Genomic DNA, 26,528 nt, shown 5'->3' on the forward strand with positions numbered 1-26,528 from the left:
AGTGGAGCCTAGGGGAGTCGAACCCCTGACATCTGCCATGCAAAGACAGCGCTCTACCAACTGAGCTAAGGCCCCGGAAGGGGACGTCCGACCGGGGAGACCTCGTCCCGGCGGGCGTCGGAGACCAGAGTACCGGGTCACCCCCGTGGTTCCGCAAAAAGATTGGGGGTCCCCGTCGTCGACCACTCTCCGTAAGATGCTCGGCGTGGTTCGCTACCGCGAACCGCCGTACATGGGGAAGCGATGGGGAGACGCAATGGACGCCGCACAGCAGGAAGCGACCGCAAGAGCGCGGGAACTGCAGCGGAACTGGTACGGGGAGCCGCTGGGGGCGCTCTTCCGTAGGCTCATCGACGATCTTGGTCTCAACCAGGCTCGTCTCGCGGGGGTTCTGGGACTGTCCGCACCGATGCTGTCGCAGCTGATGAGCGGTCAGCGCGCGAAGATCGGTAATCCCGCCGTGGTGCAGCGGGTTCAGCTGCTGCAGGACCTGGCGGGGCAGGTCGCGGACGGCAGCGTGAGCGCGGCCGAGGCCACCGAGCGGATGGAGGAGATCAAGAAGTCACAGGGGGGCTCGGTGCTGAGCAACACCACGCAGACGACGACCAGTTCGGGGGCGCCCACGGTCAAGCGCGTCGTGCGCGAGATCCAGTCGCTGCTGCGGTCGGTCTCGGCGGCGGGCGACATCATCGACGCCGCCGACACCCTCGCCCCGAGCCATCCGGAGCTGGCTGAGTTCCTCCGGGTCTACGGGGCCGGCCGCACCTCGGACGCGGTCTCGCACTACCAGTCCCACCAGAACTGATCCCACCGCCCGGCCGCCGAAGGGGGTTCGGCAGCGGGCGTGGGTGAGGTGACGGGGGACGCGTCGCGGAACGGGCGGGCACGAGGGGGCGTGTTCCGTACGGGGGACCGGTCGACGCGCGGGGGATGTATCACTCGTCGGGGGAGCAGGGGGGCTCGGGGGAGCCGGGGTACTCCAGGGAACCGGGAGGCTCGGGGGAGCCAGGTTTCGGTGGAGCCGTTTCGCCTGTCGGGGAGTCGTAGTGCTCGCCGAGGGGGAAGCAAGGGGGGAAGCCGCAGGGGGAGGAGCGACGTACAGCCATGGGTGAGGTCTTCGCCGGCCGGTACGAACTGGTCGACCCGATCGGGCGCGGAGGGGTCGGTGCCGTCTGGCGTGCCTGGGACCACCGCCGCCGTCGCTATGTGGCCGCCAAGGTCCTGCTCCAGAGCGACGCGCACTCACTGCTGCGCTTCGTGCGGGAACAGGCCCTGCGGATCGACCACCCGCATGTACTCGCCCCGACCAGCTGGGCCGCCGACGACGACAAGGTCCTGTTCACCATGGACCTGGTCGCGGGCGGATCACTCGTGCACCTCGTCGGGGACTACGGCCCCCTCCCCCCGGTCTTCGTCTGCACCCTGCTCGACCAGCTGCTGTCGGGGCTGTCCGCGGTGCACGCGGAGGGCGTCGTCCATCGGGACGTGAAGCCCGCCAATGTGCTGCTGGAGGCCACCGGCACGGGCCGGCCGCGGCTGCGGCTGTCCGACTTCGGCATCGCGATGCGGCTGGGCGAGCCCCGCCTGACGGAGACCAACCTCGTGGTGGGGACGCCCGGATATCTCGCGCCCGAGCAGATGATGGGCGCCGAACCGGACTTTCCCGCCGACCTGTTCGCCGTGGGACTGGTCGCGCTGTACCTGCTCGAGGGCGCCAAGCCGGACAGCAAGGCGCTCATCCAGTACTTCGCCGAGCACGGGACGCCCGGCGCGCCCAAGGGCATCCCCGAGCCGCTGTGGCAGGTGGTGGCCATGCTGCTGCAGCCGGATCCGGAGGCGCGGTTCCGTACGGCCACGGGGGCGCGCAAGGCACTCGCCGCCGCAGTGGAACTGCTTCCGGAGCCCGGCCCGGACGACGAGCTGATCGAGATCTTCGACCAACTGGGCCCGCTACCGCGGGGATTCGCACCCGAGGGACCACTGGAGAGAGCGAAGGGGCTGAGCCCGAGAGGGGCCCCGTCCGACCGCTCGGGGCCGGATGGGGAGCACCCTCGGCACGGGCGCGAGGAGGCCGGGCCGCCGGCCCCGGACGGGCAGCACTCGGGGCCGAGTGGGGAGCCCCGTTGGCACGGGCACGATGAGGCCGGGTTGCCGACTGCGGACGGGCAGCACGCCGAGCCCCACCGGCAACGCGCGCAGTCGGTGCCGTCCGACCCGCGCCACACCGCCGACCCGGCGCGGCCGCCTTCCATGTCGGACACCGGCAGCTTCCATCTGCCGCCGCCACAGCCCACCGGTACCTCGTCCCCCGCAGCCGGGCCGTCCCGGCCCTCCCCGGTCCACGCCCCGCAGCAGCAGGCGCCCGTCTCCCCCTACGACCCCACACACCGGCTGTCCCCCGCCCAGCCGCTCCCCCCGGTGTACTCCGGCCCTCCTCTGCCCCCTGAGGAGCACTACCGCACGGATGCCTCCACAGCCTCGTACACCGCCCGGACCCCGACGTCCCCGCCGAGCGGCCAGACCCCGTCCCGGCACCGGGCCCACCGCCCTCCCCGGCCGGGGCCTCCGGCCAAGGTGGCGATACCGATCCTGCTCCTCGCGCTGGCCTGCTACGCCGTGGGCTTCTGGGCGCTGACCCGCATCTGAGCGACGGGCAGCACACGCCGCATCCGTGCGATGGGACGGCAGAAGGCCCGACAGCCCGTCGGCGTTCCTTACGCGGCGCTCCTGCGCCGGGCCACAAGGCTCCACACCCCGAGTCCCACGAGCAGGGCGCTACCGGTGCCGATACCGCCCACGGCGAGCACTCTCATGGCGGTGTCGTCGCCCGCGGCGACACCCTCCGCGGCCGCCTCCCGGTCCTCGTCGGAGACCTCGAAGGCACCCTTCGGAACGGACTCCCCCGCGTATTCGGGGCCGCCCTGCGGCTCCCCGCTCACCGTCACGCGCAGCGTCATCTTGAACGGCCCGTCGCCGAAAGTGCCGGCGACGGCCTCCGAGAGGTGGGCGACGAGGTAGTAGGAGCCTGCGAAGCGCATCGCGCTCACCTGGGCATTGGCCGCGTAGCGGTTGGCGTGGTCGACCGGTGGCAGAGGACGCATGCTTCCGGACTTCTGGTCGCCGTCGTAGCCGACGCCCACGTCGGCGACGTCGCCGCGCGCGGGGTTGTAGAGGGCCAGGTTGAGCGCGTCGGAGGTGTAGCCGGTGGCGTCGGTGCCCGAGCTGCCGAGGTCCGCGGTGACGGAGATCTGCTGTCCCCAGTCGACCGGCACCTCGTAGAAGAGGGTCTGGCCGGGCCGGATGTCGTCCCGCCAGACTCCCTGGTCGAGGGGCGTCGCCCCGGAGAACCCCGCGCCGCCCTTGCGGTGCTCGGCCTCGCCCTGGTGCGGCTGGGGCGTGGCGGAGTTCCACGCCTCGGGTGCGCCGGTCGCCCCGGTCCGCACCGTCCGCGGTTCCGTCATGGCGAGGAGTTCCAGGTCCCAGGCGTCCGGTGAGGAGCCCTCGGCCTTCGGGTCGACGCGCTCGACGGACACGTAGTACGCGCCGGGTTTCTTGCACAGCGGCCGGTCGGGTGAGATCTCGCGCATGCCCCACGCCGCGACGGCGTGCGGGCTGCGAGCGGCCCCGAAGGGCGTGTTGTCGACGGAGCAGGTGTTGCCCTCGGCGTCCTGCACGGTCACCTTGACCCCGTCTATGACGGAGACGGTGCTGTCGGGGGAGGGGACGGCGGTGACGGAGACGTACGCGTTGGACGTGGCGTCGAGGTCGAGGCGGTAGCTGACCTTGCCGTTGCCCGGCAGGGAGCTCTTGTAGGCCTGGCCGGGCGTCAGGAGGCTGGCGTCAGCGGTGCTCCTCGCTCCCTGGACGCGCTGGGCGCCGGGCGCGAAGGCGTAGGAGCTCGGCGGGCCGGAGGCCTGTCCCGCGGCGGCGGAGGCCTGTCCCGGCACCATGGCCGCTGTCGTGCCCAGGACCACGGCCGCGGCGCCGACGCGCACGGCCACGGCCGGAACGCCGCGCCACGCCTCCGCGCGCCGTCTCCACGCCGTACGGCACCGTCCCCTCACGCGCCACCCCTCACTGTCGCCGGCCCGCCCACCGGGTCCGGACCGCAGCCGTCGCCGGACCGCTCGCCGTCTCCGGACCGTGATCCGTGATCCGTGATCCGTGATCCGTGGCCCATCCTGCCGCGCCGGCGGGCTTCACGACCGGCCCTCGGCACACAAAACCCCGACCGCAAGGCGGCCGGGGTGTGCTCGGTCTGGGTTGTCGTGACTCACGAACCCGTGGGAACGGAGTCAGTCGCCTCCGTCCACAGATCCTGCTCGGCGCGATCCGCCTGGATCTGGCGGTACACGAGGAGCCCGCCGATGGCGGCCAGTGCGACCAGGAGAAGCTTCTTCACCGCGCGACCTCGTCTTTCCTTGACGTAGGGGACCTCTGGCGCCCGACTATACACACCGGCCGATACCGATCGGTGACCTGAGTCGGCCCTCAACTCCCCTCCCGCGAAACGGGATAGAAGCGGAGTACGCCGCTCCGATCGGAGGGTGATCACACCCCGACGGACGGTTACTTTGACCTCCCTTCGACACTCTCCTCACCTTTTCGCCCCTCTTGCACCCATCCGGGTGGTGTTCATCGGAACATCGACGCGCCACGGGCGGAGGTCCACCACTTCTCGCCCCCCATACACATCATGAGGAAAGTACGCAAATCGCCCGACCCGAAAGTGAGGGGCCATGGCCAGGAACAAGGTCATGAAGCTGTGGACCGCCATCGTCACCGCCTTCCTCGCGCTGTGCACGGCGCTCGGACTCGTCACCACGACCGCCGCCGCGGCCGTACCGCAGGCCGAGCAGAAGAGCAACCGCAACGGCGCGAGCATCCCGCAGCAGCGGACGGCGGCACCGACGACGTTCTCCCGGTCCGCTCCCAGAGCCCTGCCCCCCACGATGAAGCAGCGCATCCGCGCCGAGGCCCACGGCAAGACACCTCGCTGCCGGCACCGCTCGCCCGCGGACACGGCGTCCTCCCCCGGCACCCACTGCACCGACAAGGACCCCGATCCCGAGGCGGACCAGCTCACGCCCCTTCAGCGCTGAACCCCCGGAACGACCCCAAGCGATCTGCGTACAAAGCCCGGCAGCTCCACGGAGCGGCCGGGCTTACGCATGCCCTGATCCCGGAATCGGGTCAGGGCATGCCCACTGGGCATCCCGTGATGCGCACCCTGCGTTCCCCACGCTCTCGGAGGTCGGCCTAGGATGCCGAGCGGTCAGGAGAGGGCGAACATATGAGCGAGGGCCTACGCAAGATCTTGCTGCGGGGGCGGGCCCTGCAAGAGTGGTGGTCGGACCGTCCGGGCAAGGAGATCATCTCCGTCTGGGCGGCAGGCATTGTTCTGGGCGTTCCCGTCTGGATCTTCATCGAGATCTTCTGGCACCCGGACTCGATCCTCGGTGACGGCGGGCTCGCAGCCTTCGGCCTGCTCGTCGTCCTGGCTGCCGCAACGCTCTTCGCATGGATGGGCGTCATGATCGTCCGCGAGACGATCGCCGAGTCCCGCGTCACCACAGCTCGACCCCGGCGCAGGTTGCTCACGGTTCAGGTACTCATGGCCGGGGTGGCCGGATGGGTCGCCCTGCGGGCGATCCTGGTCTTCGATCATCACGTGTCGACGACCGTAGGCCTGATCTCGGCGATTCCGCTGGCGGTTCCGTACTCACTCGCCTTCCTGGCACTCGTCATGCGCGAGGACGTCCGGTGGCGCGTAGTACGTGCTGCGCTCCCCGCACCGATTGCCCTGGTGGTGCTGCTCCGGTTCATGTGATGCGGCGCGTAGCGCCTGGAATCTCCCACGACAGCAAGGCCGTGCCGCGACCGCCGTTTCTACGTCCGGGCCCTGGCAGTTGGTGTCAGCCGTGGGCGTCAAAAGACCCCCGGTCCTGGTGGACCGGGGGTCTTTTCGCTGGTGGGGCTAACAGGATTTGAACCTGTGGCCTCATCCTTATCAGGGATGCGCTCTAACCAACTGAGCTATAGCCCCGCCGCGCTCTGCGGGGTGTGTCCCGCGCGCTGACTCCTGAAGATTAGCGCACGACATGGGAAGTCCCAAAATCGGTTGTCGGGGCACCGTCAGGGCAACGACACGGGTGACGTCACTCGTCCTCGGCGAGCGTCAGCTCCACGCCGCCGACGAAGCCCGCGGACAGGTTGTAGATGAACGCGCCGAGCGTCGCGAGGGCGGTCGCCAGGACCACGTCGATGACCGCGATGACCGACGTGAACATCAAAACGTTGGGCAGCGACAGGAAAGCCTGCAGGTCAAAGCCGTTGGACTCGTTCGAGCCGGTGGCCTCGGAGATCGTGCCGCCGACCGTCGAGAACACGCCCATCGCGTCCATGACCATCCACAGCACGGCGGCCGCGACGATCGTGCAGATGCCCAGGGCGATGGAGAGCAGGAAGCTGACCTTCATCACCGACCACGGGTCGGCCTTCGACACCCGCAGCCGCGCCTTGCGGACGCGCGGAGCGGTACGCACCCCCGTACGAGGACGCCGTACGGCATCGGGACCGGCTCCCGTCCCGGCCCCGGCCGCTGCCTGCTGCGCCGGGTAGGCCTGCGGCGGGTGGTAGGGCCCGGCCTGCTGCTTCGTCTGCCGCTCCCCGGGCAGCGGCGAGGCCGTAGCCGGCTCCTGCGCGGCCGGCTGCGGCTGCGCACCGGACGCGGACGACCCCGCCCCGCCCTTCGCCTGCTCGGCCTGCGGACCTCGGGTGTCCGTCACAGTTCCCCCCTGCGATCCCTGTGCGTCCGGCGACGGCTCGTCCTTGGTCGGGGACTTGATCGCCTTCAGGTTGGTCGTGTGCGGGTCCGCCGCACGCGCGGCGGAGCCACGGCCGCCGTCGTCCGCTTCCGTACCCCTCGAGGTTCCGGACGGTCCGGCGCCCGTGGCTCCGCTCACGATGACTCACTCCTCGTGCCTACTCGGCCGAGGGCGCCTCACCCTCGTCCGTGCCGGTGGTCACGGCGTCCTCGGCGGTCTCGTCGACGACCACATCGCCGTCGACCTCCTCCGCCTCGCGCCCCGCCTCGGCGTTGCGAGCGATGCCCACGACGGCATCGCGCTTGCCCAGATTGATCAGTTGGACGCCCATGGTGTCACGGCCGGTTTCCCTGATCTCGTTGACCCGCGTACGAATCACACCGCCCGACAGCGTGATGGCGAGGATCTCGTCGGTCTCCTCGACCACCAGCGCGCCGACGAGGGACCCACGGTCCTCGACGATCTTGGCGGCCTTGATGCCGAGGCCGCCGCGACCCTGGACGCGGTACTCGTCGACGTTGGTCCGCTTCGCGTACCCGCCGTCTGTGGCAGTGAACACGAACGTACCGGGTCGAACAACATTCATCGACAGCAGCTCGTCGCCTTCGCGGAAGCTCATGCCCTTGACGCCCGAGGTGGCACGGCCCATGGGCCGCAGGGTTTCGTCCGACGCGGTGAACCTGATCGACTGCGCCTTCTTGCTGATCAGAAGCAGATCGTCGTCTGCCGAGACCAGTTCGGCCCCGATCAGTTCGTCGTCCGAACCGTCCTGGCCCTCGCGAAGGTTGATGGCGATCACACCGCCGGAACGGGGCGAATCGTAATCCTTCAGAGGCGTCTTCTTCACAAGTCCGGCCTTGGTGGCGAGCACGAGGTAGGGCACCGCCTCGTAGTCGCGGATCGCCAGGATCTCGGCGATCGCCTCGTCCGGCTGGAAGGCGAGCAGGTTCGCGACGTGCTGACCGCGCGCGTCCCGGCCGGCGTCCGGCAACTCGTAGCCCTTGACGCGGTAGACGCGGCCCTTGTTGGTGAAGAACAGCAGCCAGTGGTGCGTCGTGGACACGAAGAAGTGGTCGACGATGTCGTCTTCCTTGAGCTTCGTGCCGCGCACGCCCTTGCCGCCGCGCTTCTGGGCCCGGTAGTCGTCGGTCTTGGTGCGCTTGATGTAGCCGCCCCGGGTGACCGTGACGACGATGTCCTCCTCGGCGATCAGGTCCTCGATGGACATGTCGCCCTCGTAGGGGACCAGCGTCGTCTTGCGGTCGTCGCCGAACTTCTCGACGATCGCGGCCAGCTCCGCGCTGACGATGCCGCGCTGGCGGACCGGGGAGGCCAGGATCTCGTTGTACTCGTTGATCTTCGCCTGGAGCTCGTCGTGCTCCTGGACGATCTTCTGGCGCTCCAGGGCGGCCAGTCGGCGCAGCTGCATCTCGAGGATGGCGTTGGCCTGGATCTCGTCGATCCTCAGCAGGTCCATCAGGCCGCCGCGGGCGATCTCGACGGTGTCGCTGCGCCGGATCAGCGCGATGACCTCGTCGATGGCGTCCAGGGCCTTCAGCAGACCGCGCAGGATGTGCGCCCGCTCCTCGGCCTTGCGCAGCCGGAAGCGCGTACGGCGGACGATGACCTCGATCTGGTGGGTCACCCAGTGGCGGATGAACGCGTCCAGCGAGAGCGTGCGCGGCACGCCGTCCACCAGCGCCAGCATGTTGGCGCCGAAGTTGGTCTGCAGATCGGTGTGCTTGTAGAGGTTGTTCAGCACGACCTTGGCGACCGCGTCCCGCTTCAGCACGATGACAAGGCGCTGGCCCGTGCGCGAGGAGGTCTCGTCACGGACGTCCGCGATGCCGCCGATCTTGCCGTCCTTGACCAGGTCGGCGATCTTCTGGGCGAGGTTGTCCGGGTTGACCTGGTAGGGCAGCTCGGTGACCACCAGGCACTGGCGGTTCTGGATCTCCTCGACCTCGACGACCGCGCGCATCGTGATGGAGCCGCGACCGGTGCGGTACGCCTCCTCGATGCCCCGGCGGCCGACGACGAGCGCGCCGGTCGGGAAGTCCGGGCCCTTGATGCGCTCGATGAGCGCCTCGAGCAGCTCCTCGTGCGAGGCCTCGGGGTTCTCCAGGTACCACTGGGCGCCGGCGGCGACCTCGCGCAGGTTGTGCGGCGGGATGTTGGTCGCCATGCCGACCGCGATACCGGCCGAGCCGTTGATCAGCAGGTTCGGGAAGCGGGCAGGCAGGACGGTCGGCTCCTGGGAGCGGCCGTCGTAGTTGTCCGTGAAGTCGACGGTCTCCTCGTCGATGTCGCGGACCATCTCCATCGACAGCGGCGCCATCTTGCACTCGGTGTACCGCATGGCCGCGGCCGGGTCGTTGCCCGGGGAGCCGAAGTTGCCGTTGGAGTCGACGAGCGGCATGCGCATCGACCAGGGCTGGGCGAGGCGCACGAGGGCGTCGTAGATGGAGGAGTCGCCGTGCGGGTGGTAGTTGCCCATGACGTCGCCGACGACGCGGGCGCACTTGTAGAAGCCGCGCTCGGGGCGGTAGCCGCCGTCGTACATGGCGTACAGCACACGGCGGTGGACGGGCTTGAGGCCGTCGCGGACGTCCGGCAGCGCACGCGAGACGATGACGGACATCGCGTAGTCGAGGTACGAGCGCTGCATCTCCGTCTCGAGCCCGACGGGCTCGACGCGCATGGCCAGGGCGTCACCCTCGGGCGTCGTCACGGGAGTGTTCTCGTCGGTCATTGCTGGTGAAAATCCTTCCGGGTGCGGTCAGCTGAGACCGACTCAGATGTCGAGGAAGCGGACGTCCTTGGCGTTGCGCTGGATGAACGCGCGGCGGGCCTCGACGTCCTCGCCCATGAGGACCGAGAACAGGTCGTCGGCCTGGGCGGCGTCGTCGAGGGTGACCTGGCCGAGGACGCGGTGCTCCTGGTCCATGGTCGTGATGCGCAGCTCCTCGGCGTTCATCTCACCGAGACCCTTGAAGCGCTGCACGGAGTCGTCCTTGATGCGCTTGCCCGCGTTGCGGCCCATCTCGATCAGGGCGTCGCGCTCACGGTCGGAGTACGCGTACTCGAAGTCGTCCTTGCCCCACTTGATCTTGTAGAGCGGCGGGCGGGAGAGGTACACGTGTCCGGCCTCGACCAGGGGCCGCATGAAGCGGAACAGGAAGGTCAGCAGCAGGGTGTTGATGTGCTGGCCGTCGACGTCGGCGTCGGCCATCAGGATGATCTTGTGATAGCGCAGCTTCTCGATGTCGAAGTCCTCGTGGACTCCGGTGCCGAAGGCCGAGATCAGCGCCTGGATCTCCTGGTTCTGCAGGATCTTGTCGATCCGCGCCTTCTCGACGTTCAGGATCTTGCCGCGGATCGGGAGGATCGCCTGGTACTGCGGGTTGCGGCCGGACTTGGCCGAGCCGCCGGCGGAGTCACCCTCGACGATGAAGATCTCGCACTTGGTGGGATCGTTCGACTGGCAGTCGGAGAGCTTGCCCGGCAGGGACGCGGTCTCCAGCAGGCCCTTGCGGCGGGTGAGGTCGCGGGCCTTGCGGGCCGCCACGCGCGCGGTGGCCGCCTGGATGCCCTTGCGGATGATGTCCGCGGCCTCGTTGGGGTTGCGGTCCAGCCAGTCCGCGAGGTGCTCGTAGACGACCCTCTGCACGAAGGTCTTGGCCTCGGTGTTGCCCAGCTTGGTCTTGGTCTGGCCCTCGAACTGGGGCTCGCTCAGCTTGACCGAGATGATCGCCGTCAGACCCTCGCGGATGTCGTCACCCGTGAGGTTGTCGTCCTTCTCGCGCAGCAGCCGCTTGTCGCGCGCGTACTTGTTGATCAGCGAGGTCAGCGCGGCGCGGAAGCCCTCTTCGTGCGTACCGCCCTCGTGCGTGTGGATGATGTTGGCGAACGAGTACACGCCCTCGCTGTAGCCGCCGTTCCACTGCATCGCGAGTTCGAGGGAGAGGTTCCGGTCCTTGTCCTCCGCCTCCAGGTCGATGACGGTGGGGTGCACCAGGTCTCCCTTACGGGAGTTGAGGTACTTCACGAAGTCGACGATGCCGCCCTCGTAGTGGTACGAGACGCTCTTGACCTCGTGCTTCTCGTCCTCGCCCGCCTCGTCCGCGCCGGCCGTGGCCTTGGCCGACTCGCGCTCGTCGGTGAGGTTGATCCGCAGACCCTTGTTGAGGAACGCCATCTCCTGGAAACGCCGCGACAGCGTCTCGAAGGAGTAGTCGGTGGTCTCGAAGATGTCCGGGTCGGCCCAGAAGACGACCGTGGTGCCGTGCTCGTCCGTGGCCTCGTGCTGAGCGAGCGGGGCCGTCGGGACGCCCAGCTTGTAGTCCTGGGTCCAGCGGTAGCCGTCGGTCTTGATCTCGACGGACACCTTGGTCGACAGGGCGTTCACGACGGAGACACCCACACCGTGCAGACCGCCGGAGACCGCATAGCCGCCGCCGCCGAACTTTCCGCCCGCGTGCAGCACCGTCAGCACGACCTCGACGGCCGGCTTGCCCTCGGAGGGGACGATGCCGACCGGGATGCCACGGCCGTTGTCGACGACTCGCACGCCGCCGTCGGCCAGGATCGTGACGTCGATCGTGTCCGCGTGACCGGCCAGGGCCTCGTCGACGGAGTTGTCGACGACCTCCTGAACCAGGTGGTGCAGGCCTCGCTCACCGGTCGAGCCGATGTACATGCCGGGTCGCTTACGGACCGCGTCCAGACCCTCGAGGACGGTGATGGCACTGGCGTCGTACGAGGCGGTGACCTCGCTGTGGGAGGTGATCGCCTCGCTGCTCACGCCTTCGTCGGTGGACGGGATGTTCTCGTTGGGGTTGCCGGAATCGGCCACGAAGCGCCCTTTCTGGCACAGCACGAGCCAGGCTCGTCGGCGGGTTGCCGGAGCGGCTGCGGCATGTTGCGTTGGTAAGCCTTGATCAGCGTTGCTCAGCTTTTCCCGGACGGTCCCCAGCGAGTGGGGCGGGATTGCTTCCAGTCTACCGGTAGCACTGACACTGATGGGGGTTTGCCGGTACCTGAGTCCGCATGTGCCGCCCTCGACGGGTCTTGTCCGACTCCCGATATGCGGATGGGGGCTCCAAGAGGCTCACGGAGGCACTCAGCGCTTCCGGCCGTCAACCCTTGGCTACTTCGGAGTCAGGTCATGATTCGCAACCGTGTGCGGACACGCGACAGCGACGCCGCCGGCGCTCCGGAAGAGCCGCCGGAAGACCGTGATGTGATGTCAGTCACGTACTGCCGACAGGTGGGAAACCGGTGCCGATCAGCCGTAGGTATCGCCCGGTCCCGTGCTGCCGGGGGCACGCAACGGGCCGTAGCGGCGGGCCGGGCCACCGGGGCCCTGCACTTTGATCAGCTTCACCCGGCCGTGGCCCAGATCCTCGTTCAGGCGTGCGACCAGCGTGGGCGCGAGCAGCCGGAGGTTCGTCGCCCAGGCCGTCGAATCGCAGCGCACGACCAGCACACGCTCGTCCTCGTCGTAGTTCTCCGGCACACAGTGCTTGGCCACGTCCTCGCCGACGATCTGCGGCCAGCGGCCCATCACACCGCCCACGGCGGCCGGCGCCTCCCAGCCGCGTTCGGTGATCAGCCGGTTGATCGCCGACCCGAGCGCCATGGGGTCGCGCCCGTCGGCGCGCGCGCCGGAGCGCAGACCGCCGCGGCGCGCCTGCTTCTTCTGCTGCGCCGCGTCCCCCCGCGCGCGTGCGGCTTCCTTGGCCGCGCGCAGCGCCACACGCGCGAGGTCGACGCCGGACGGCTCCGGAGGCTTCGGGGCCCCGCCGGAGCCCTGAGAGGAACTCGACGCCCCGCCGGGTGTGTTCTCCGTCATACGCGCTCCACCGCCCCCTCGGACACGGCGAACCGCGTCCCGGACAGCACATGCGGTACGTCGTCGTCGACCGCGGCCGTCACCAGAACCTGCTCGCCCGGCGCGACCAGCTCGGCCAGGCGCTCACGGCGACGGGTGTCCAGCTCGGCGAAGACGTCGTCGAGCACCAGCACCGGCTCGTTGCCCTCCGCCCTGAGCAGGTCGTACGAGGCCAGGCGCAGCGCCAGCGCGTACGACCAGGACTCGCCGTGGGAGGCGTAGCCCTTGGCCGGGAGCCGGCCGAGCTTGAGCTGCAGGTCGTCGCGGTGCGGGCCGATCAGGGTGACACCCCGTTCGATCTCCTGCTTGCGGGCCTCGGCGAGCGCCGCCATCAGCTGCTCGAAGAGGTCCTCGCGGGTGTGCGCCTCGCCGGGCGCGGACGGCTTGTACTCCAGCGCGATCGGCCCGCCACCGGGCGCGAGTTGCTCATAGGCCTTGTCGGCCAGCGGCTGGACCGTCGCGATCAGGTCCAGCCGCTGGGCGAGCAACTCGGCTCCCGCGCGCGCGAGATGCTGGTCCCACACATCCAGCGTGGACATGTCCATCGTGCGACCACCGTGCCGCCGGGCCAGCGCGGCCGATTTCAGCAGGGTGTTGCGCTGCTTCAGGACCCGGTCGTAGTCGGATCGGACCCCGGCCATCCGCGGCGAACGAGCGGTGATCAACTCGTCGAGGAAACGGCGACGCTCACCGGGGTCCCCCTTGACCAGCGCGAGATCCTCGGGCGCGAACAGCACGGTTCGTACGATCCCCAGCACGTCACGCGGCCTGACCTGCGAGGACCTGTTGATACGGGCCCGGTTCGCGCGCCCCGGGTTCAGTTCCAGCTCGACCAGCTGCTGCCGTTCGCCCTGCCGGACCTGGGCCCGGATGATCGCGCGCTCGGCTCCCATACGGACCAGGGGGGCGTCCGAGGAGACCCGGTGGCTGCCGAGGGTGGCGAGATAGCCGACGGCCTCGACCAGGTTGGTCTTGCCCTGCCCGTTCGGCCCGACGAAGGCCGTCACCCCGGAATCGAGCGGGACCTCGACCCGGGGATACGAGCGGAAGTCGGCCAGCGACAGATGCGTGACGTGCATGGTCGTTTCGCCGACCTCCCCGGACGGTTGTGGACTGCCGTGCAGCCCTGTGGACTACTTCTTCCCGACGGGACCGCTGCTCGTCCGGACTACTTCTTCTCGACCGCGTGGCCGCCGAACTGGTTCCGCAGCGCCGCGATCATCTTCATCTGGGGCGAATCCTCCTGGCGGGAGGCGAACCGCGCGAACAGCGACGCGGTGATCGCCGGCAGCGGCACCGCGTTGTCGATGGCGGCCTCCACAGTCCAGCGTCCCTCGCCGGAGTCCTGTGCATAACCCCGCAGCTCGTCCAGGTGCTCGTCCTCGTCCAGCGCGTTGACCGCGAGGTCGAGCAGCCAGGAACGGATGACCGTGCCCTCCTGCCAGGAGCGGAAGACCTCCCGGACGTCGGTCACGGACTCGACCTTCTCCAGGAGCTCCCAGCCCTCCGCGTAAGCCTGCATCATCGCGTACTCGATGCCGTTGTGGACCATCTTCGCGAAGTGGCCCGCACCGACCTTGCCGGCATGCACCGAGCCGGAGTCGCCCTCCGGCTTGAGGGCGTCGAAGACCGGCTGCACCTTGGCGACGCTCTCCTTGTCGCCGCCGTACATCAGCGCGTAGCCGTTCTCCAGGCCCCAGACGCCGCCGGAGACACCGCAGTCGACGAAACCGATGCCCTTGGCCGCCAGCTCCTCGGCGTGCTTCACGTCGTCGGTCCAGCGGGAGTTGCCGCCGTCCACGACGACGTCGCCCGGCTCCAGCAGCTCGGCGAGCCGGTCGATCGTGGTCTGCGTGGCCTCGCCCGCGGGGACCATCACCCAGATCACGCGCGGTCCGCTGAGCTTGCCCACAAGCTCTTCCAGGCTGTGGACATCGGCGAGGTCCGGGTTGCGGTCGTATCCGAGGACGGTGTGACCTGCGCGGCGGATCCGCTCGCGCATGTTGCCGCCCATCTTGCCGAGGCCGACGAGACCGAGCTCCATCAGTTGTTTTCCTTAGGTTCTGCGACGTGGCGTGGCGGCACGTGCGTACCGCGAGGCACTTTCGTACCGCGTCCGACCCTAAACCCGGACGCTCGCGCACATCTGTGGGCATACGCGCTCAGTCGTAAGCCCTCACCTGCAGGTTTGTCCTCAGCCTGTGGACAGCTGCGGGCGATCCCCAGCCTGACTCCGGGCCGCGGGGCCGGATCAGCCGCTGAGGCGGACCGGCATGATCAGGTACTTGTAGGCGTCGTCCGCCTCGGCGTCCACCGCCGGCTTGCCACTGAGCAGCGCGGGCTTGGTGGACGTCGTGAACGACAGCTGGGCGACCGGGGAGTCGATGGCGCTCAGACCGTCCAGCAGGAACGTCGGGTTGAAGGCGATCGAGATGTCGTCGCCCTCGAGCTGCGCATCCACCCTTTCCACAGCCTGTGCGTCGTCACTGGAACCGGCCTCCAGGATGAGCACGCCCTGCTCGAAGCTGAGCCGCACCGGGGTGTTGCGCTCGGCGACCAGGGCCACGCGCTTGACGGCCTCCACGAAGGGGGCGGTCTCGATGACGGCGACGCTGTTGAACTCCGTCGGGAACAGCGTGCGGTACTTCGGGAGGTCGCCCTCGAGCAGGCGGGTCGTCGTACGGCGGCCGGCACCCTCGAAGCCGATCAGGCCCTCGCCGGAGCCCGAGCCGGACAGCGCCAGGATCACCTGGTCACCGCTGGTCAGGGCCTTGGCGGTGTCCAGGAGCGTCTTGGCGGGCACCAGGGCGACCGCGGAGGTCTCCGGGTTCTCCGGCTTCCACAGGAACTCGCGGACCGCGAAGCGGTAGCGGTCGGTGGACGCCAGCGTGACGGTGTCGCCCTCGATCTCGATGCGCACACCGGTGAGGACGGGCAGCGTGTCGTCACGGCCGGCCGCGATGGCGACCTGCGCGGCGGCGGAGGCGAAGACCTCGCCGGGGACCGTGCCCGTCGCGTTCGGCATCTGCGGCAGGGCCGGGTACTCCTCCACAGGCAGGGTGTGGAGTGTGAACCGGGACGAGCCGCAGACCACGGTCGCCCGTACACCGTCTGTGGAGATCTCCACCGGGCGGTTGGGCAGCGCGCGGCAGATGTCGGCGAGCAGGCGGCCGGAGACCAGGACCGTGCCCTCCTCCTCGACCTCGGCCTCCACGGAGACCCGCGCGGAGACCTCGTAGTCGAAGCCGGACAGGCTCAGCTGTCCTTCCTCGGCCTTCAGCAGGAGGCCGGCGAGGACAGGCGCCGGCGGACGGGCCGGGAGGCTGCGTGCCGCCCAGGCCACTGCCTCCGCGAGTACGTCGCGTTCCACCCGGATCTTCACTGTTGCCGCCTCCTGCTGTTGCCGGCGCTTCTCGCTCTGCCTGGCCCTCGTCGTCTGTCTCGGTGCCGTCGGTCCCTGTGAGGGGGAGGACACCGGGGACCAGTCTGACGCACGGCACTGACAGTAGGTGCCTCTCGGGGTCAAGTCGTGACGAGGGGCAGCCGGGCACCGAAGAGCGAGTTGTGCACAGGACCCCCTTCGAAACGGATTCCCAGCTCTCTCTAGTCGGGAGTAGTAGTAGGGCCTGTGGATACCGTGGATAACCTCGTTTGCCCAGCTCAGAGCGGGAATTTTGTCCACCGGTCCTGTGGGTGGAGGCGGTGGACAACCGGGCGTATCTGTGGAGAACAGAAAGTTCTGCACACGCCGTGCACAGGGGGAGGCGAGTTCTCCCCAACGCCGTCCCCAGCTTTACCCACCTTTCCCACAGCCCAACCCGGCAGCTTTGTGTGACGCCTTTCACTCGACCCGGTGAGGAGGCGCGTCGCGTTGCCGAACAGTGGACAGGCATGTGGAGAAGCGACCGTTTGCTGGGGACAACCACCCCCAGCCTGTGGGCAGCCGGTGGACAACTCGATACACAGCCTGTGGATCATCTCGTCGTCCACAGTCTGTGGAGATCCTTCGTCCACCAATCCACAAGCACCTGAACTGGTCTGATGGTCTTTCGGCCGTGGCCGCTGTGGACACGATCTGGACAACTCCCCGGTCCCCAGGATGTGGACGGCAGAAAGTCCCCGAATCTGTGGAGAGAGGCCGTAACCCGGCAAGTAATCGAACAGCGGGTTGCGCGTGGGTGCCTGCGGGATGGGTGGGGACGAGGCCCGGGAGCTGCTTCGGGCGGGGCTCGGAAGGCTTCACGGCCCCCTTCCGAGACATGAAGAAGGGCGCCCCCGGAACCAGGAGGGCGCCCTCGGCGGCGGTTCGCCGTCGCCGTCAGCCGTTCTTGATGCGGTTGGTCAGCTCCGTGACCTGGTTGTAGATGGAGCGACGCTCGGCCATCAGGTTGCGGATCTTGCGGTCCGCGTGCATGACCGTGGTGTGGTCGCGCCCGCCGAACAGCGCGCCGATCTTGGGCAGAGACAGGTCCGTGAGCTCACGGCACAGATACATGGCGATCTGCCGGGCCGTGACGAGGGCGCGGCCGCGCGAGGTGCCGCACAGGTCCTCTACGGTCAGCCCGAAGTAGTCCGCCGTCGCGCCCATGATGGCGGTCGAGGTGATCTCCGGGGCCGAGTCCTCGCCGCCGGGGATGAGGTCCTTCAGGACGATCTCCGTCAGCCCCAGGTCCACCGGCTGCCGGTTGAGCGAGGCGAAGGCCGTGACCCGGATCAGCGCGCCCTCCAGCTCGCGGATGTTGCGCGAGATCCGGGACGCGATGAACTCCAGCACCTCCGGTGGCGCGTTCAGCTGCTCCTGCACGGCCTTCTTGCGGAGGATCGCGATCCGCGTCTCCAGCTCGGGCGGCTGGACGTCCGTGATCAGTCCCCACTCGAAACGGTTCCGCAGCCGGTCCTCCAGCGTCACCAGCTGCTTGGGCGGCCGGTCGGAGGACAGCACGATCTGCTTGTTGGCGTTGTGCAGGGTGTTGAAGGTGTGGAAGAACTCTTCCTGCGTCGACTCCTTGTCCGCGAGGAACTGGATGTCGTCGACGAGGAGGATGTCCATCTCCCGGTACCGCTTGCGGAAGCTGTCGCCCTTGCCGTCGCGGATCGAGTTGATGAACTCGTTGGTGAACTCCTCCGAGCTCACGTACCGCACGCGGGTGCCCGGGTAGAGGCTGCGTGCGTAGTGCCCGATCGCGTGCAGCAGGTGGGTCTTGCCGAGCCCGGACTCCCCGTAGATGAACAAGGGGTTGTACGCCTTCGCCGGCGCCTCGGCGACAGCGACCGCGGCCGCGTGCGCGAAGCGGTTGGAGGCGCCGATGACGAACGTGTCGAAGAGGTACTTCGGGTTCAGGCGGGCGGTCGGCTCGCCCGGGCCGGTCGCCGGCGCGGGCTGCGCGGCCAGCGGGCCGGGCGCACCGGTCGTCGGCAGGTTCGGGCCGACCGGGCCGCCCCGGTGCACGTGGCCCGAGCCGGCGGGCGGCTCGGGCAGCTCCCGGCGCACCGCGTCGCGCTGGTCGTAGTCGCCGCGTGACGTGTCGTAGTCGGAGCGCGGCTGCTCGTAGGAGGGGCGCTCCATCGGCTGCGGGCGGTAGTCCTGTGAGGGGGCGCCGTAGGAGTCCTGCGAGGGCGGGCCGTAGGAGTCCTTGGGCCCCTTGGATCCGTACGCGTCCTTGGACCCGTACGCGTCCTTGGACCCGTACGTGTTCTGGGGTCCGGAGCCGTAGGGGTCCTGTGGGTTGTGCGCGTCCTGGGTGCCGTACGAGTCCTGCCCGGGTGACGCGTACGGGTCACGCTCGGGGAAGCCGAGGCGCTGTTGCTGCCAGCCGTACTCCTCCTGTTGCGACGACCGCGGCCAGGCGCCGGGCTCGGGGCGCTGGTACTCGGACGGGTACGCGGGGCGGGCCGTCGGAAGCTGGTCTGCGCGCGTAGGCGGAAGCTGGTCGCCGGCCGGCCCGGGCGCCTGGTCGGCGCGGTGACGGCCGTAGCCCTGGTACCCGTCGCGGTCGGGGCGGTCGTACGTGTCACGGTCCGGACGGTCGTACCCGTCACGCTCGGGACGGTCGTACCCGTCACGCTCCGGGCGGTCGTACCCGTCGCGGTCCTGGCGCGCCGAGGGGAGTTCGGGCTCCTCGTAGCGCTGCTGGGGGCGGGCCTGGGGCGCCGGCGTGGCGGGGGGCTCGCCCGCGGAGTCGTCGACGGTGATCGCGATCCGGATCGGGCGTCCGCACTCGCGGCTCAGCGTCTCGCTGACGATCGGCGCCAGCCTGCCTTCCAGTACGCCCTTCGCGAACTCGTTCGGTACGGCGAGGAGCGCCGTGTCGGCGACCAGCGCGAGCGGCTGGCAGCGCCGGATCCAGTGCTCGTCCTTCCCTTCGACCCCCTGACCGCGGCCCTCCCCGAGGAGCTGCTCCAATACGCGTGGCCACACTGCGGCAAGATCGGCAGGTACGTCAGCCACAGGGCACGCTCTCTCACAGGTCCCACGAACGTGTGGTTCTGGGACGGTTTGGGATGTCATCCGGGTGGGCGGGAGTCAATCCGCCGGGCAGGGACAAGGGAACGAATCGGAGTTCCGTCACGGTAGTCAGCGCGGCCGGTAGGGTTCAAGTTGTTGTCCCCAGCCTGTGGACAAGTGTCTCCCGGCGACTCCCGGTTTGACCGGATGGCGTAGCCGCGCGTACCGTAACCAGGTCGAGTTGTCGATGGCTGCTGCCGCCTGCCTCCGATGGGCACAGATCATTTGGGTGATCGGTCAGCGGTGCACTCGGGCGTAACTGCGAGCTACTCGTGGGCGCACGGTGACAGCCAGGACGGCACCCCGCAACTACCGATTTCTTCTGGAGCCCCCGAGTGAGCAAGCGCACCTTCCAGCCGAACAACCGTCGTCGCGCGAAGACCCACGGCTTCCGCCTGCGGATGCGTACCCGTGCCGGTCGCGCGATTCTCGCGAACCGCCGCAGCAAGGGTCGCGCCAGCCTGTCCGCCTGATCCTGATCAGGTCATGACGTCGTGCTGCCTACCGAGCATCGGCTGAGGCGGCGCGAGGACTTCGCGACCGCGGTACGGCGGGGACGCCGGGCAGGACGCCCGCACCTCGTCGTCCACCTTCGAAGCGGTGCCACGGACCCGCATGCGCCTGGGGAGAGCGCTCCCCCGACGCGTGCGGGTTTCGTCGTGAGCAAAGCCGTGGGTGGCGCGGTCGTGCGCAACAAAGTGAAGCGCAGGCTTCGCCACCTGATGCGCGAGCGAGTCGCCCAGCTGCCCCCCGGTAGCCTGGTAGTCGTACGAGCGCTGCCCGGATCGGGCGACGCCGACCATGCACAGCTGGCCCGAGACCTGGATGCCGCTCTCCAGCGGTTGCTGGGAGGGGGCGCGCGATGAAGTACCCGCTGCTGGCTCTGATCAAGCTCTACCAGTGGACGATCAGTCCGCTGCTCGGGCCGGTCTGCAAGTACTACCCGTCGTGCTCCCACTACGGCTTCACGGCCATCGACCGGCATGGTGCCATCAAGGGAACGGCACTCACGGCCTGGCGCATCCTGCGGTGCAATCCGTGGTCGCTGGGCGGTGTGGACCATGTCCCGCCGCGCAAGCGTCCGCGGTGGCACGAAATGCTGCGCAACGCGTGGCATGCACGCAAGGGCGGGCCCTCCGCCGTCGGACCGGCCACCGAGGGACGGACTTCTCCCACCAGTCCGTCGAGTCCCTCGAACCCGGCCGCAGAGACACCGTCCCATGCCCAAGGAGCATGATTAGTGGACACGATTGCCAGCCTCTTCAGCTTCATCACCACACCCGTCTCCTGGGTCATCGTCCAGTTCCACTCGGTGTACGGCGCCATCTTCGGCCCTGACACCGGCTGGGCCTGGGGCCTGTCGATCGTGTCCCTGGTGATCCTGATCCGCATCTGCCTGATCCCGCTCTTCGTGAAGCAGATCAAGGCGACCCGGGCCATGCAGACGCTGCAGCCCGAGATGAAGAAGATCCAGGAGCGCTACAAGAACGACAAACAGCGTCAGTCCGAAGAGATGATGAAGCTGTACAAGGAGACGGGCACCAACCCGCTCTCCTCGTGCCTTCCCATCCTGGCGCAGTCCCCGTTCTTCTTCGCCCTGTACCACGTGCTCAACGCCATCGCCTCGGGCGACACCATCGGCGTGATCAACCAGAACCTGCTGCAGAGCGCGCAGAAGGCCCACATCGTCGGTGCGCCGCTGGCGGCGAAGTTCACGGACAGCGCCTCGAAGGTGGAGGCGCTCGGTGCCTCTCTCACCGACGTCCGCGTGGTCACCGCCATCATGATCGTCCTGATGTCGGCGTCGCAGTTCTTCACCCAGCGCCAGCTGATGACGAAGAACGTCGACACCACGGTGAAGACCCCGTTCATGCAGCAGCAGAAGATGCTGATGTACGTCTTCCCGGTCATGTTCGCCGTCTTCGGCATCAACTTCCCGGTCGGTGTCCTCGTCTACTGGCTGACCACCAACGTGTGGACCATGGGCCAGCAGATGTACGTCATCCACAACAACCCGACCCCGGGTTCCAAGGCCCAGGCCTCGTACCTCGACCGCCTGACCAAGCACGTCACTCAGCACGACAAGGTCAGCAAGCGCCGCGACCGTGCCATCGTGAAGGCGATCGTCGCCAAGGGCCGCGACCGCAACGAGTTCGAGCGCAAGTTCATCAACGGCCTGAGCAAGGCCGGCCTCGCCGCCCAGGCGGACGGCAGCGTGATCAAGAGCGACACCGCGGCCGCGGCTCAGGCCGAGGACGGTACGCCGACCACCGCCGCCGGCACCCCGAAGCGTCAGCAGCCCAAGCGGCAGAGCAAGTCGCAGCGGCAGCACGGCGGCGCTGTCGGCCCGAAGGCGGTCGGTGAGGACGAGCCGAAGACGTCGCTCGACAAGTCCGGCCAGTCCGAGGACAAGCCCGCCACCGCTGCCGAGCAGGGCGGTGCGAAGCCCGCGGGCGGTACCCGCAGCAAGGCCCAGTCCGGACAGCGCAAGGGTCCGCAGCGGCCCAAGTCCCCGTCCAAGAAGTAAGAAGGAGTCCATCCCGTGACGGAAGGCACCACCTCCGCCGCTGCCGAGGGTGCAGACACCCTGACTCGCCTGGAGCAGGAAGGCGAGATCGCGGCGGACTACCTGGAGGGTCTGCTCGACATTGCCGACCTCGACGGCGATATCGACATGGACGTCGAGGCCGACCGCGCCTCCGTCTCGATCATCAGTGACGCGGGCGGCCGCGATCTGCAGAAGCTGGTCGGCCGTGACGGCGAGGTGCTGGAAGCGCTCCAGGAGCTCACCCGGCTGGCCGTGCACCGGGAGACCGGTGACCGCAGCCGCCTGATGCTCGACATCGCGGGGTACCGGGCACAGAAGCGCTCCGAGCTGTCCGAGCTGGGTGCCAAGGCCGCCGCGGAGGCCAAGAGCAGCGGTGAGGCCGTCAAGCTGAAGCCGATGACGCCCTTCGAGCGCAAGGTCGTGCACGACGCGGTCAAGGCCGCGGGCCTGCGCAGCGAGTCCGAGGGCGAGGAGCCGCAGCGCTTCGTCGTCGTGCTGCCTGCCTGATCGGCCCTCACGTTCCCCGGCCCCGTCTGTTGCGCAGGCGGGGCCGAACTTTGTCAGCCTGATAGTTCTGGTGGTTCTGGTGTCGGCGCCGGGTGCGCTGACGCGGTACGGAAGGACGGTCCCCCGTGACGGAGGCAGCGGAGCTTCCCCCCGCGCCCGAGCAGGCGCGCGAGGTGTTCGGTGATCGCTTCGCGGATGCGGTGCGGTACGCCGAGCTGCTCGCAGAGGCGGGCGTGCAGCGCGGTCTCATCGGCCCGCGAGAGGTGCCCCGCCTGTGGGAGCGGCACCTGCTGAACTGCGCGGTGCTCTCGGAGGTCGTGCCCGACAGCGTGACCGTGTGCGATGTCGGCTCCGGTGCCGGGCTCCCCGGCATTCCGCTGGCGCTGGTACGCACCGACCTGAAGATCACGCTCCTGGAGCCGCTGCTGCGGCGTACCAACTTCCTCACCGAGGTCGTGGAGCTGCTCGGACTCGACCATGTGACGGTGGTGCGCGGCCGGGCCGAAGAGGTCATGGGGAAGATTCAGCCCGTGCACGTCGTGACGGCTCGAGCCGTGGCGCCCCTCGACCGGCTCGCCACCTGGGGCATTCCGCTGCTGCGGCCGTACGGGGAGATGCTCGCGCTCAAGGGTGACACCGCCGAGGAGGAGCTGAAGAGCGCGTCGGCGGCGCTGAGCAAGCTGGGTGCGGTGGAGACATCCATCCTGCATGTGGGTGAGGGCGTGGTGGACCCGACCTCCACCGTCGTACGGGTCGAGGTCGGGGAGAGCCCCGGCGGTGTGCGCTTCGCTGCGAAGCGGGCGAAGGCGGCTCGCACGAACAGGACGCGCCGTCGACGCTGATCCGTCCTGAGGAAGAGACGTACTCCACACAAGCTGCCAAACCCATGCATGCCGGAGTGTCGCGGCAATCCGGCCACGGCTGCTGTGCATCGTGTTTCACGTGAAACGTCGCTCACTGCTGCACGGCATCATCAGTCGTGGCCGCGCTGCGGCCGAACCCCGCGACCGAAAGCCTCTTGGTTCACTCGATGAGGGACCTGAGGTATCCACAGAGGTGGATTTCTCCACAGAACGCCAGGCCTCACTGGTTCGCGACCCCGAAGACATGGGAGGCTCTGTTCATTGCGAGCCTGAAGTCGAGGAGAGTGAATCCTTGCGGTCCGACGCCAACATCGCGGGACCGATGACCGATCCGGTCCCCGGTCCCCGTACCGAGTCGATGGGGGCGGATGTTTCACGTGAAACACCGCCTCCGATGGACGACACTCCCATCGGTCGTGCTGCCCAACTGGCGGTGGAGGCTCTGGGGCGCGCCGGCGAAGGCCTGCCACGGCCCGAGCAGACGCGCATCATGGTGGTCGCCAATCAGAAGGGCGGTGTGGGGAAGACGACGACGACCGTCAACCTTGCCGCATCGCTGGCGCTGCACGGTGGCCGAGTCCTGGTGGTCGACCTCGACCCGCAGGGCAACGCGTCGACCGCCCTGGGGATCGATCACCACGCCGAAGTCCCTTCCATCTACGACGTGTTGGTCGACAGCAAGCCGCTCTCCGAAGTCGTCCAGCCGGTCCCCGATGTCGAGGGACTCTTCTGCGCTCCCGCCACCATCGATCTCGCCGGTGCGGAGATCGAGCTTGTGTCCCTCGTGGCGCGGGAGAGCAGGCTGCAGCGTGCGATCCAGGCGTACGAACAGCCGCTGGACTACATCCTCATCGACTGCCCGCCCTCGCTCGGTCTTCTCACGGTCAATGCTCTTGTGGCGGGCCAGGAGGTTCTGATCCCCATCCAGTGCGAGTACTACGCGCTGGAAGGCCTCGGGCAGCTGCTGCGCAACGTCGACCTGGTGCGGGGGCACCTCAACCCCGCCCTGCATGTGTCGACCATCCTGCTCACCATGTACGACGGCCGGACGCGCCTCGCGTCCCAGGTCGCGGAGGAGGTGCGCACCCACTTCGGTGACGAGGTACTGCGGACGAGCATCCCCCGCTCGGTCCGTATCTCGGAGGCGCCGAGTTATGGGCAGACGGTATTGACCTACGATCCTGGATCGAGTGGTGCCCTCTCCTATCTTGAGGCGGCACGAGAGATCGCGCTGAAGGGCGTCGGCATCAGCTATGACGCGACGCACGCCCATATCGGCGCACAGCAGAACGACCCGAGCATGGTGGAGGGCATCCAGTGAGCGAGCGACGGAGGGGGCTGGGCCGTGGTCTCGGCGCACTGATCCCTGCCGCACCGACGGAGAAGTCGGTGGCCCAGGCCGCGGCGGGGAACGCTGTGTCCGCGTCCCCCGCGGCAGTTCCTGCGCTGCCGAGCGACCGTGGGGTGGCCGCGGCGAAGGTAGCGACGCTGCCGTCTGTTTCACGTGAAACAGAGGAGCCGGATCAGTCGATCGCCGCTGCCACGCCCGCAGCACCCATGGGTGCGCATTTCGCCGAGATCCCTCTCGACTCCATCTCGCCGAACCCGCGCCAGCCGCGTGACGTCTTCGACGAGGATGCGCTGTCCGAGCTCATCACCTCCATCAAGGAGGTGGGGCTTCTCCAGCCGGTCGTCGTACGGCAGGTAGGGCCCGATCGCTACGAGCTCATCATGGGCGAGCGCCGCTGGCGGGCCTGTCGTGAGGCGGGGCTGGAGGCGATCCCGGCCATCGTGCGCGCCACGGAGGACGAGAAGCTTCTCCTGGACGCCCTGCTGGAGAACCTGCACCGCGCCCAGCTGAACCCGCTGGAAGAGGCAGCCGCCTATGACCAGTTGCTGAGGGACTTCAACTGCACGCATGACCAGCTGGCGGACCGCATCGGCCGATCCCGTCCTCAGGTCTCCAACACCCTGCGTCTGCTGAGGCTCTCCCCTGCCGTGCAGCGCAGGGTCGCCGCGGGGGTGCTGTCCGCCGGCCACGCGCGGGCACTGCTCTCGGTCGAGGACTCGGAGGAGCAGGATCGGCTTGCTCACCGCATCGTGGCCGAAGGGCTCTCCGTGCGGGCGGTCGAGGAGATCGTGACCCTGATGGGGTCTCGGCCTCAGACGGCTCAGAAGCCCAAGGGCCCGCGTGCCGGTGCACGGGTTTCGCCCGCGCTGTCCGACCTCGCCACGCGGCTCTCCGACCGCTTCGAGACACGCGTGAAGGTCGACCTGGGCCAGAAGAAGGGCAAGATCACCGTCGAGTTCGCCTCGATGGAGGACCTTGAGCGCATCCTCGGCTCACTCGCTCCTGGCGAGGGGCCGGTCCTGCAGAAGAGTCTCCTGGAGGGTGACTCCGAGGAGGACGAGTCCTGAGCCTCCGGCACGGGAACTCCGCAGTCCGGGAGACGGAGCGGGCCATGTCCGGTGTGTGCCGGAACGTGGCTCGCTCTGTTCCTTTCTGGCGGTATCGATGGAATCGCATCGTGGATACGATGCGTTGGGTACGGCGCAACCACTTGTCAGCACCTCTGAGAGGGAGGCAGGGGCCATGCGAACCATGAGGCGCACAGGATTGGTGAGCGCCGGTTTGGGACTGGGAGCAGTCGGTGGGTTCATCGGCAGTCTCCTCAGGGAACGGAGTGCTCTGACAGCCGCCCGCGACGCGGCGGCGGGCGAAGGAAGCGAGGAACAGCCTTCATGGGCCGCCGGCTCGTACCGCTCACGCTGGACAACCTCCAGGACCTTCCCAAGCGTTGTCGCTCGTGTGTCTTCTGGGAACTCGACCCAGTCAGCGGTGAGGCCGCGGTAGAGGCGGGCACGTCCGCTTCGGAGAAGGAAGCCTGGATCTCGGCGGTTCTGCTGGACTGGGGCTCCTGCGGGCGGGTCGTGTACGTCGACGATGTGCCAGTGGGCTTCGTGCTCTACGCCCCGCCCGCCTACGTTCCCCGCTCCACGGCGTTTTCCACGAGTCCTGTCTCGCCCGACGCGGTGCAGCTGATGACCGCGTTCATCGTTCCCGGCTACCAAGGGCAGGGACTCGGGCGGGTGATGGTGCAGACGGTCGCCAAGGATCTTCTGCGGCGGGGCTTCAAGGCGATCGAAGCCTTCGGGGACGCGCGTTGGAAGGAACCTGCCTGCGTCCTGCCCGCCGACCATCTCCTGGCTGTGGGCTTCAAGACGGTCCGCCAGCACCCCACCCATCCCCGCCTGAGGCTGGAACTGAGGTCCACGCTCTCGTGGAAGGAAGACGTCGAGATGGCCCTGGACCGGCTCCTGGGAGCCGTGCAGAAAGAGCCGGCGCTGCGACCGCTGTAGGGCAGTCAAACGAATGGGCCAACCC

General features: G+C 68.6%; 23 protein-coding genes and 2 tRNA genes. 13 read left to right on the forward strand and 12 right to left on the reverse strand.

All coding sequences use genetic code 11. From position 1 onward, the window contains the following. Window positions 1–2: 2 nt before the first annotated feature. Window positions 3–75, reverse strand: a tRNA-Ala gene (locus tag ACFCXS_RS25920). A 181-nt stretch (window positions 76–256) separates the two neighbouring features. On the opposite strand from ACFCXS_RS25920, the gene ACFCXS_RS25925 reads away from it, so the two are divergent. Both ACFCXS_RS25925 and ACFCXS_RS25930 read left to right on the forward strand, forming a co-directional pair. Beyond that, window positions 257–805 (forward strand): helix-turn-helix domain-containing protein, encoded by a 549-nt coding sequence (locus tag ACFCXS_RS25925; RefSeq protein WP_376645723.1) that lies wholly within the window; start codon window positions 257–259, stop codon window positions 803–805. A 299-nt stretch (window positions 806–1,104) separates the two neighbouring features. After that, window positions 1,105–2,646: a protein kinase gene (locus ACFCXS_RS25930; RefSeq protein WP_376645724.1), complete on the forward strand. Its 1,542-nt coding sequence runs from the start codon at window positions 1,105–1,107 to the stop codon at window positions 2,644–2,646. Window positions 2,647–2,714: 68 nt separating this feature from the next. On the opposite strand, the gene ACFCXS_RS25935 is transcribed toward ACFCXS_RS25930, so the two are convergent. Next, the gene (locus ACFCXS_RS25935; RefSeq protein WP_376645725.1) at window positions 2,715–4,001 is read right to left on the reverse strand and encodes a hypothetical protein; all 1,287 of its coding nucleotides are present in this window, start codon (window positions 3,999–4,001) and stop codon (window positions 2,715–2,717) included. 272 nt (window positions 4,002–4,273) lie between these two features. Then, window positions 4,274–4,402, reverse strand: coding sequence for a DLW-39 family protein (locus tag ACFCXS_RS25940; protein WP_003999697.1), 129 nt, complete (start codon window positions 4,400–4,402; stop codon window positions 4,274–4,276). A 337-nt stretch (window positions 4,403–4,739) separates the two neighbouring features. On the opposite strand from ACFCXS_RS25940, the gene ACFCXS_RS25945 reads away from it, so the two are divergent. Then, on the forward strand, window positions 4,740–5,102 hold the full coding sequence (locus ACFCXS_RS25945) for a DUF6344 domain-containing protein (RefSeq protein ID WP_376645726.1): 363 nt from the start codon (window positions 4,740–4,742) through the stop codon (window positions 5,100–5,102). 191 nt (window positions 5,103–5,293) lie between these two features. Continuing rightward, window positions 5,294–5,830, forward strand: a complete 537-nt coding sequence (locus ACFCXS_RS25950) for a hypothetical protein (RefSeq protein WP_376645727.1) — start codon at window positions 5,294–5,296, stop codon at window positions 5,828–5,830. Window positions 5,831–5,969: 139 nt separating this feature from the next. On the opposite strand, the gene ACFCXS_RS25955 is transcribed toward ACFCXS_RS25950, so the two are convergent. The 9 genes from ACFCXS_RS25955 to dnaA all read right to left on the reverse strand — a co-directional run bounded on the left by ACFCXS_RS25955 (window position 5,970) and on the right by dnaA (window position 19,168). Then, window positions 5,970–6,046: transfer RNA gene (locus ACFCXS_RS25955), tRNA-Ile, on the reverse strand. A gap of 112 nt (window positions 6,047–6,158) precedes the next feature. Then, complete coding sequence (locus ACFCXS_RS25960; RefSeq protein WP_376645728.1) at window positions 6,159–6,965, reverse strand: DUF3566 domain-containing protein; 807 nt, start codon at window positions 6,963–6,965, stop codon at window positions 6,159–6,161. Between the two features lie 19 nt (window positions 6,966–6,984). Continuing rightward, complete coding sequence (gyrA, locus tag ACFCXS_RS25965; RefSeq protein ID WP_376645729.1) at window positions 6,985–9,579, reverse strand: DNA gyrase subunit A; 2,595 nt, start codon at window positions 9,577–9,579, stop codon at window positions 6,985–6,987. Window positions 9,580–9,621: 42 nt separating this feature from the next. Beyond that, the gene (gene gyrB, locus ACFCXS_RS25970) at window positions 9,622–11,682 is read right to left on the reverse strand and encodes a DNA topoisomerase (ATP-hydrolyzing) subunit B (protein ID WP_376645730.1); all 2,061 of its coding nucleotides are present in this window, start codon (window positions 11,680–11,682) and stop codon (window positions 9,622–9,624) included. 432 nt (window positions 11,683–12,114) lie between these two features. Next, a complete protein-coding gene (locus ACFCXS_RS25975; protein ID WP_376645731.1) occupies window positions 12,115–12,681 on the reverse strand; it encodes a DUF721 domain-containing protein in 567 nt (188 codons plus the stop codon). Further along, on the reverse strand, window positions 12,678–13,799 hold the full coding sequence (recF, locus tag ACFCXS_RS25980; RefSeq protein ID WP_376645732.1) for a DNA replication/repair protein RecF: 1,122 nt from the start codon (window positions 13,797–13,799) through the stop codon (window positions 12,678–12,680). The genes ACFCXS_RS25975 and recF overlap by 4 nt, the downstream gene beginning before the upstream one ends. 89 nt (window positions 13,800–13,888) lie before the next feature. Then, the gene (gene gnd, locus ACFCXS_RS25985; protein ID WP_376645733.1) at window positions 13,889–14,764 is read right to left on the reverse strand and encodes a phosphogluconate dehydrogenase (NAD(+)-dependent, decarboxylating); all 876 of its coding nucleotides are present in this window, start codon (window positions 14,762–14,764) and stop codon (window positions 13,889–13,891) included. Window positions 14,765–14,971: 207 nt separating this feature from the next. Then, complete coding sequence (gene dnaN / locus ACFCXS_RS25990) at window positions 14,972–16,102, reverse strand: DNA polymerase III subunit beta (RefSeq protein ID WP_376645734.1); 1,131 nt, start codon at window positions 16,100–16,102, stop codon at window positions 14,972–14,974. Between the two features lie 936 nt (window positions 16,103–17,038). After that, window positions 17,039–19,168 carry a chromosomal replication initiator protein DnaA gene (gene dnaA, locus ACFCXS_RS25995; protein ID WP_376645735.1) on the reverse strand — a complete coding sequence of 710 codons (2,130 nt, stop codon included), beginning with the start codon at window positions 19,166–19,168 and terminating at the stop codon, window positions 17,039–17,041. 392 nt (window positions 19,169–19,560) lie between these two features. On the opposite strand from dnaA, the gene rpmH reads away from it, so the two are divergent. The 9 genes from rpmH (at window position 19,561) to ACFCXS_RS26040 (ending at window position 26,503) form a co-directional block, all read left to right on the forward strand. Further along, a complete protein-coding gene (gene rpmH / locus ACFCXS_RS26000) occupies window positions 19,561–19,698 on the forward strand; it encodes a 50S ribosomal protein L34 (RefSeq protein WP_005482975.1) in 138 nt (45 codons plus the stop codon). Between the two features lie 21 nt (window positions 19,699–19,719). Continuing rightward, window positions 19,720–20,091, forward strand: coding sequence for a ribonuclease P protein component (gene rnpA / locus ACFCXS_RS26005; RefSeq protein WP_376645736.1), 372 nt, complete (start codon window positions 19,720–19,722; stop codon window positions 20,089–20,091). After that, window positions 20,088–20,462 (forward strand): membrane protein insertion efficiency factor YidD, encoded by a 375-nt coding sequence (gene yidD, locus ACFCXS_RS26010; RefSeq protein WP_376645737.1) that lies wholly within the window; start codon window positions 20,088–20,090, stop codon window positions 20,460–20,462. The genes rnpA and yidD overlap by 4 nt, the downstream gene beginning before the upstream one ends. 3 nt (window positions 20,463–20,465) lie before the next feature. Further along, the gene (gene yidC / locus ACFCXS_RS26015) at window positions 20,466–21,752 is read left to right on the forward strand and encodes a membrane protein insertase YidC (RefSeq protein ID WP_376645738.1); all 1,287 of its coding nucleotides are present in this window, start codon (window positions 20,466–20,468) and stop codon (window positions 21,750–21,752) included. A 15-nt stretch (window positions 21,753–21,767) separates the two neighbouring features. Next, entirely contained in the window at window positions 21,768–22,280 is a 513-nt protein-coding gene (locus ACFCXS_RS26020) for a R3H domain-containing nucleic acid-binding protein (protein WP_033309900.1), read from the forward strand. Window positions 22,281–22,405: 125 nt separating this feature from the next. After that, complete coding sequence (gene rsmG, locus ACFCXS_RS26025) at window positions 22,406–23,122, forward strand: 16S rRNA (guanine(527)-N(7))-methyltransferase RsmG (RefSeq protein WP_376645739.1); 717 nt, start codon at window positions 22,406–22,408, stop codon at window positions 23,120–23,122. Window positions 23,123–23,387: 265 nt separating this feature from the next. Next, entirely contained in the window at window positions 23,388–24,464 is a 1,077-nt protein-coding gene (locus ACFCXS_RS26030; RefSeq protein WP_376645863.1) for a ParA family protein, read from the forward strand. Further along, on the forward strand, window positions 24,461–25,561 hold the full coding sequence (locus ACFCXS_RS26035) for a ParB/RepB/Spo0J family partition protein (protein ID WP_376645740.1): 1,101 nt from the start codon (window positions 24,461–24,463) through the stop codon (window positions 25,559–25,561). The genes ACFCXS_RS26030 and ACFCXS_RS26035 overlap by 4 nt, the downstream gene beginning before the upstream one ends. A gap of 324 nt (window positions 25,562–25,885) precedes the next feature. Further along, the gene (locus ACFCXS_RS26040; RefSeq protein ID WP_376645741.1) at window positions 25,886–26,503 is read left to right on the forward strand and encodes a GNAT family N-acetyltransferase; all 618 of its coding nucleotides are present in this window, start codon (window positions 25,886–25,888) and stop codon (window positions 26,501–26,503) included. The last annotated feature ends 25 nt before the right edge of the window (window positions 26,504–26,528 follow it).

Source organism: Streptomyces sp. NPDC056373 (assembly GCF_042262425.1).
GTDB lineage: Bacteria > Actinomycetota > Actinomycetes > Streptomycetales > Streptomycetaceae > Streptomyces.

Bases quoted from the DNA above. Each gene is read 5' to 3' on its own strand.
- ACFCXS_RS25925 (WP_376645723.1), top strand. From the start codon at position 257: ATGGACGCCGCACAGCAGGAAGCGACCGCAAGAGCGCGGGAACTGCAG.
- ACFCXS_RS25930 (WP_376645724.1), top strand. From the start codon at position 1,105: ATGGGTGAGGTCTTCGCCGGCCGGTACGAACTGGTCGACCCGATCGGG.
- ACFCXS_RS25945 (WP_376645726.1), top strand. From the start codon at position 4,740: ATGGCCAGGAACAAGGTCATGAAGCTGTGGACCGCCATCGTCACCGCC.
- ACFCXS_RS25950 (WP_376645727.1), top strand. From the start codon at position 5,294: ATGAGCGAGGGCCTACGCAAGATCTTGCTGCGGGGGCGGGCCCTGCAA.
- gyrA (WP_376645729.1), bottom strand. From the start codon at position 9,579: ATGACCGACGAGAACACTCCCGTGACGACGCCCGAGGGTGACGCCCTG.
- ACFCXS_RS25975 (WP_376645731.1), bottom strand. From the start codon at position 12,681: ATGACGGAGAACACACCCGGCGGGGCGTCGAGTTCCTCTCAGGGCTCC.
- recF (WP_376645732.1), bottom strand. From the start codon at position 13,799: ATGCACGTCACGCATCTGTCGCTGGCCGACTTCCGCTCGTATCCCCGG.
- gnd (WP_376645733.1), bottom strand. From the start codon at position 14,764: ATGGAGCTCGGTCTCGTCGGCCTCGGCAAGATGGGCGGCAACATGCGC.
- yidD (WP_376645737.1), top strand. From the start codon at position 20,088: ATGAAGTACCCGCTGCTGGCTCTGATCAAGCTCTACCAGTGGACGATC.
- ACFCXS_RS26030 (WP_376645863.1), top strand. From the start codon at position 23,388: ATGGGAGGCTCTGTTCATTGCGAGCCTGAAGTCGAGGAGAGTGAATCC.
- ACFCXS_RS26040 (WP_376645741.1), top strand. From the start codon at position 25,886: ATGGGCCGCCGGCTCGTACCGCTCACGCTGGACAACCTCCAGGACCTT.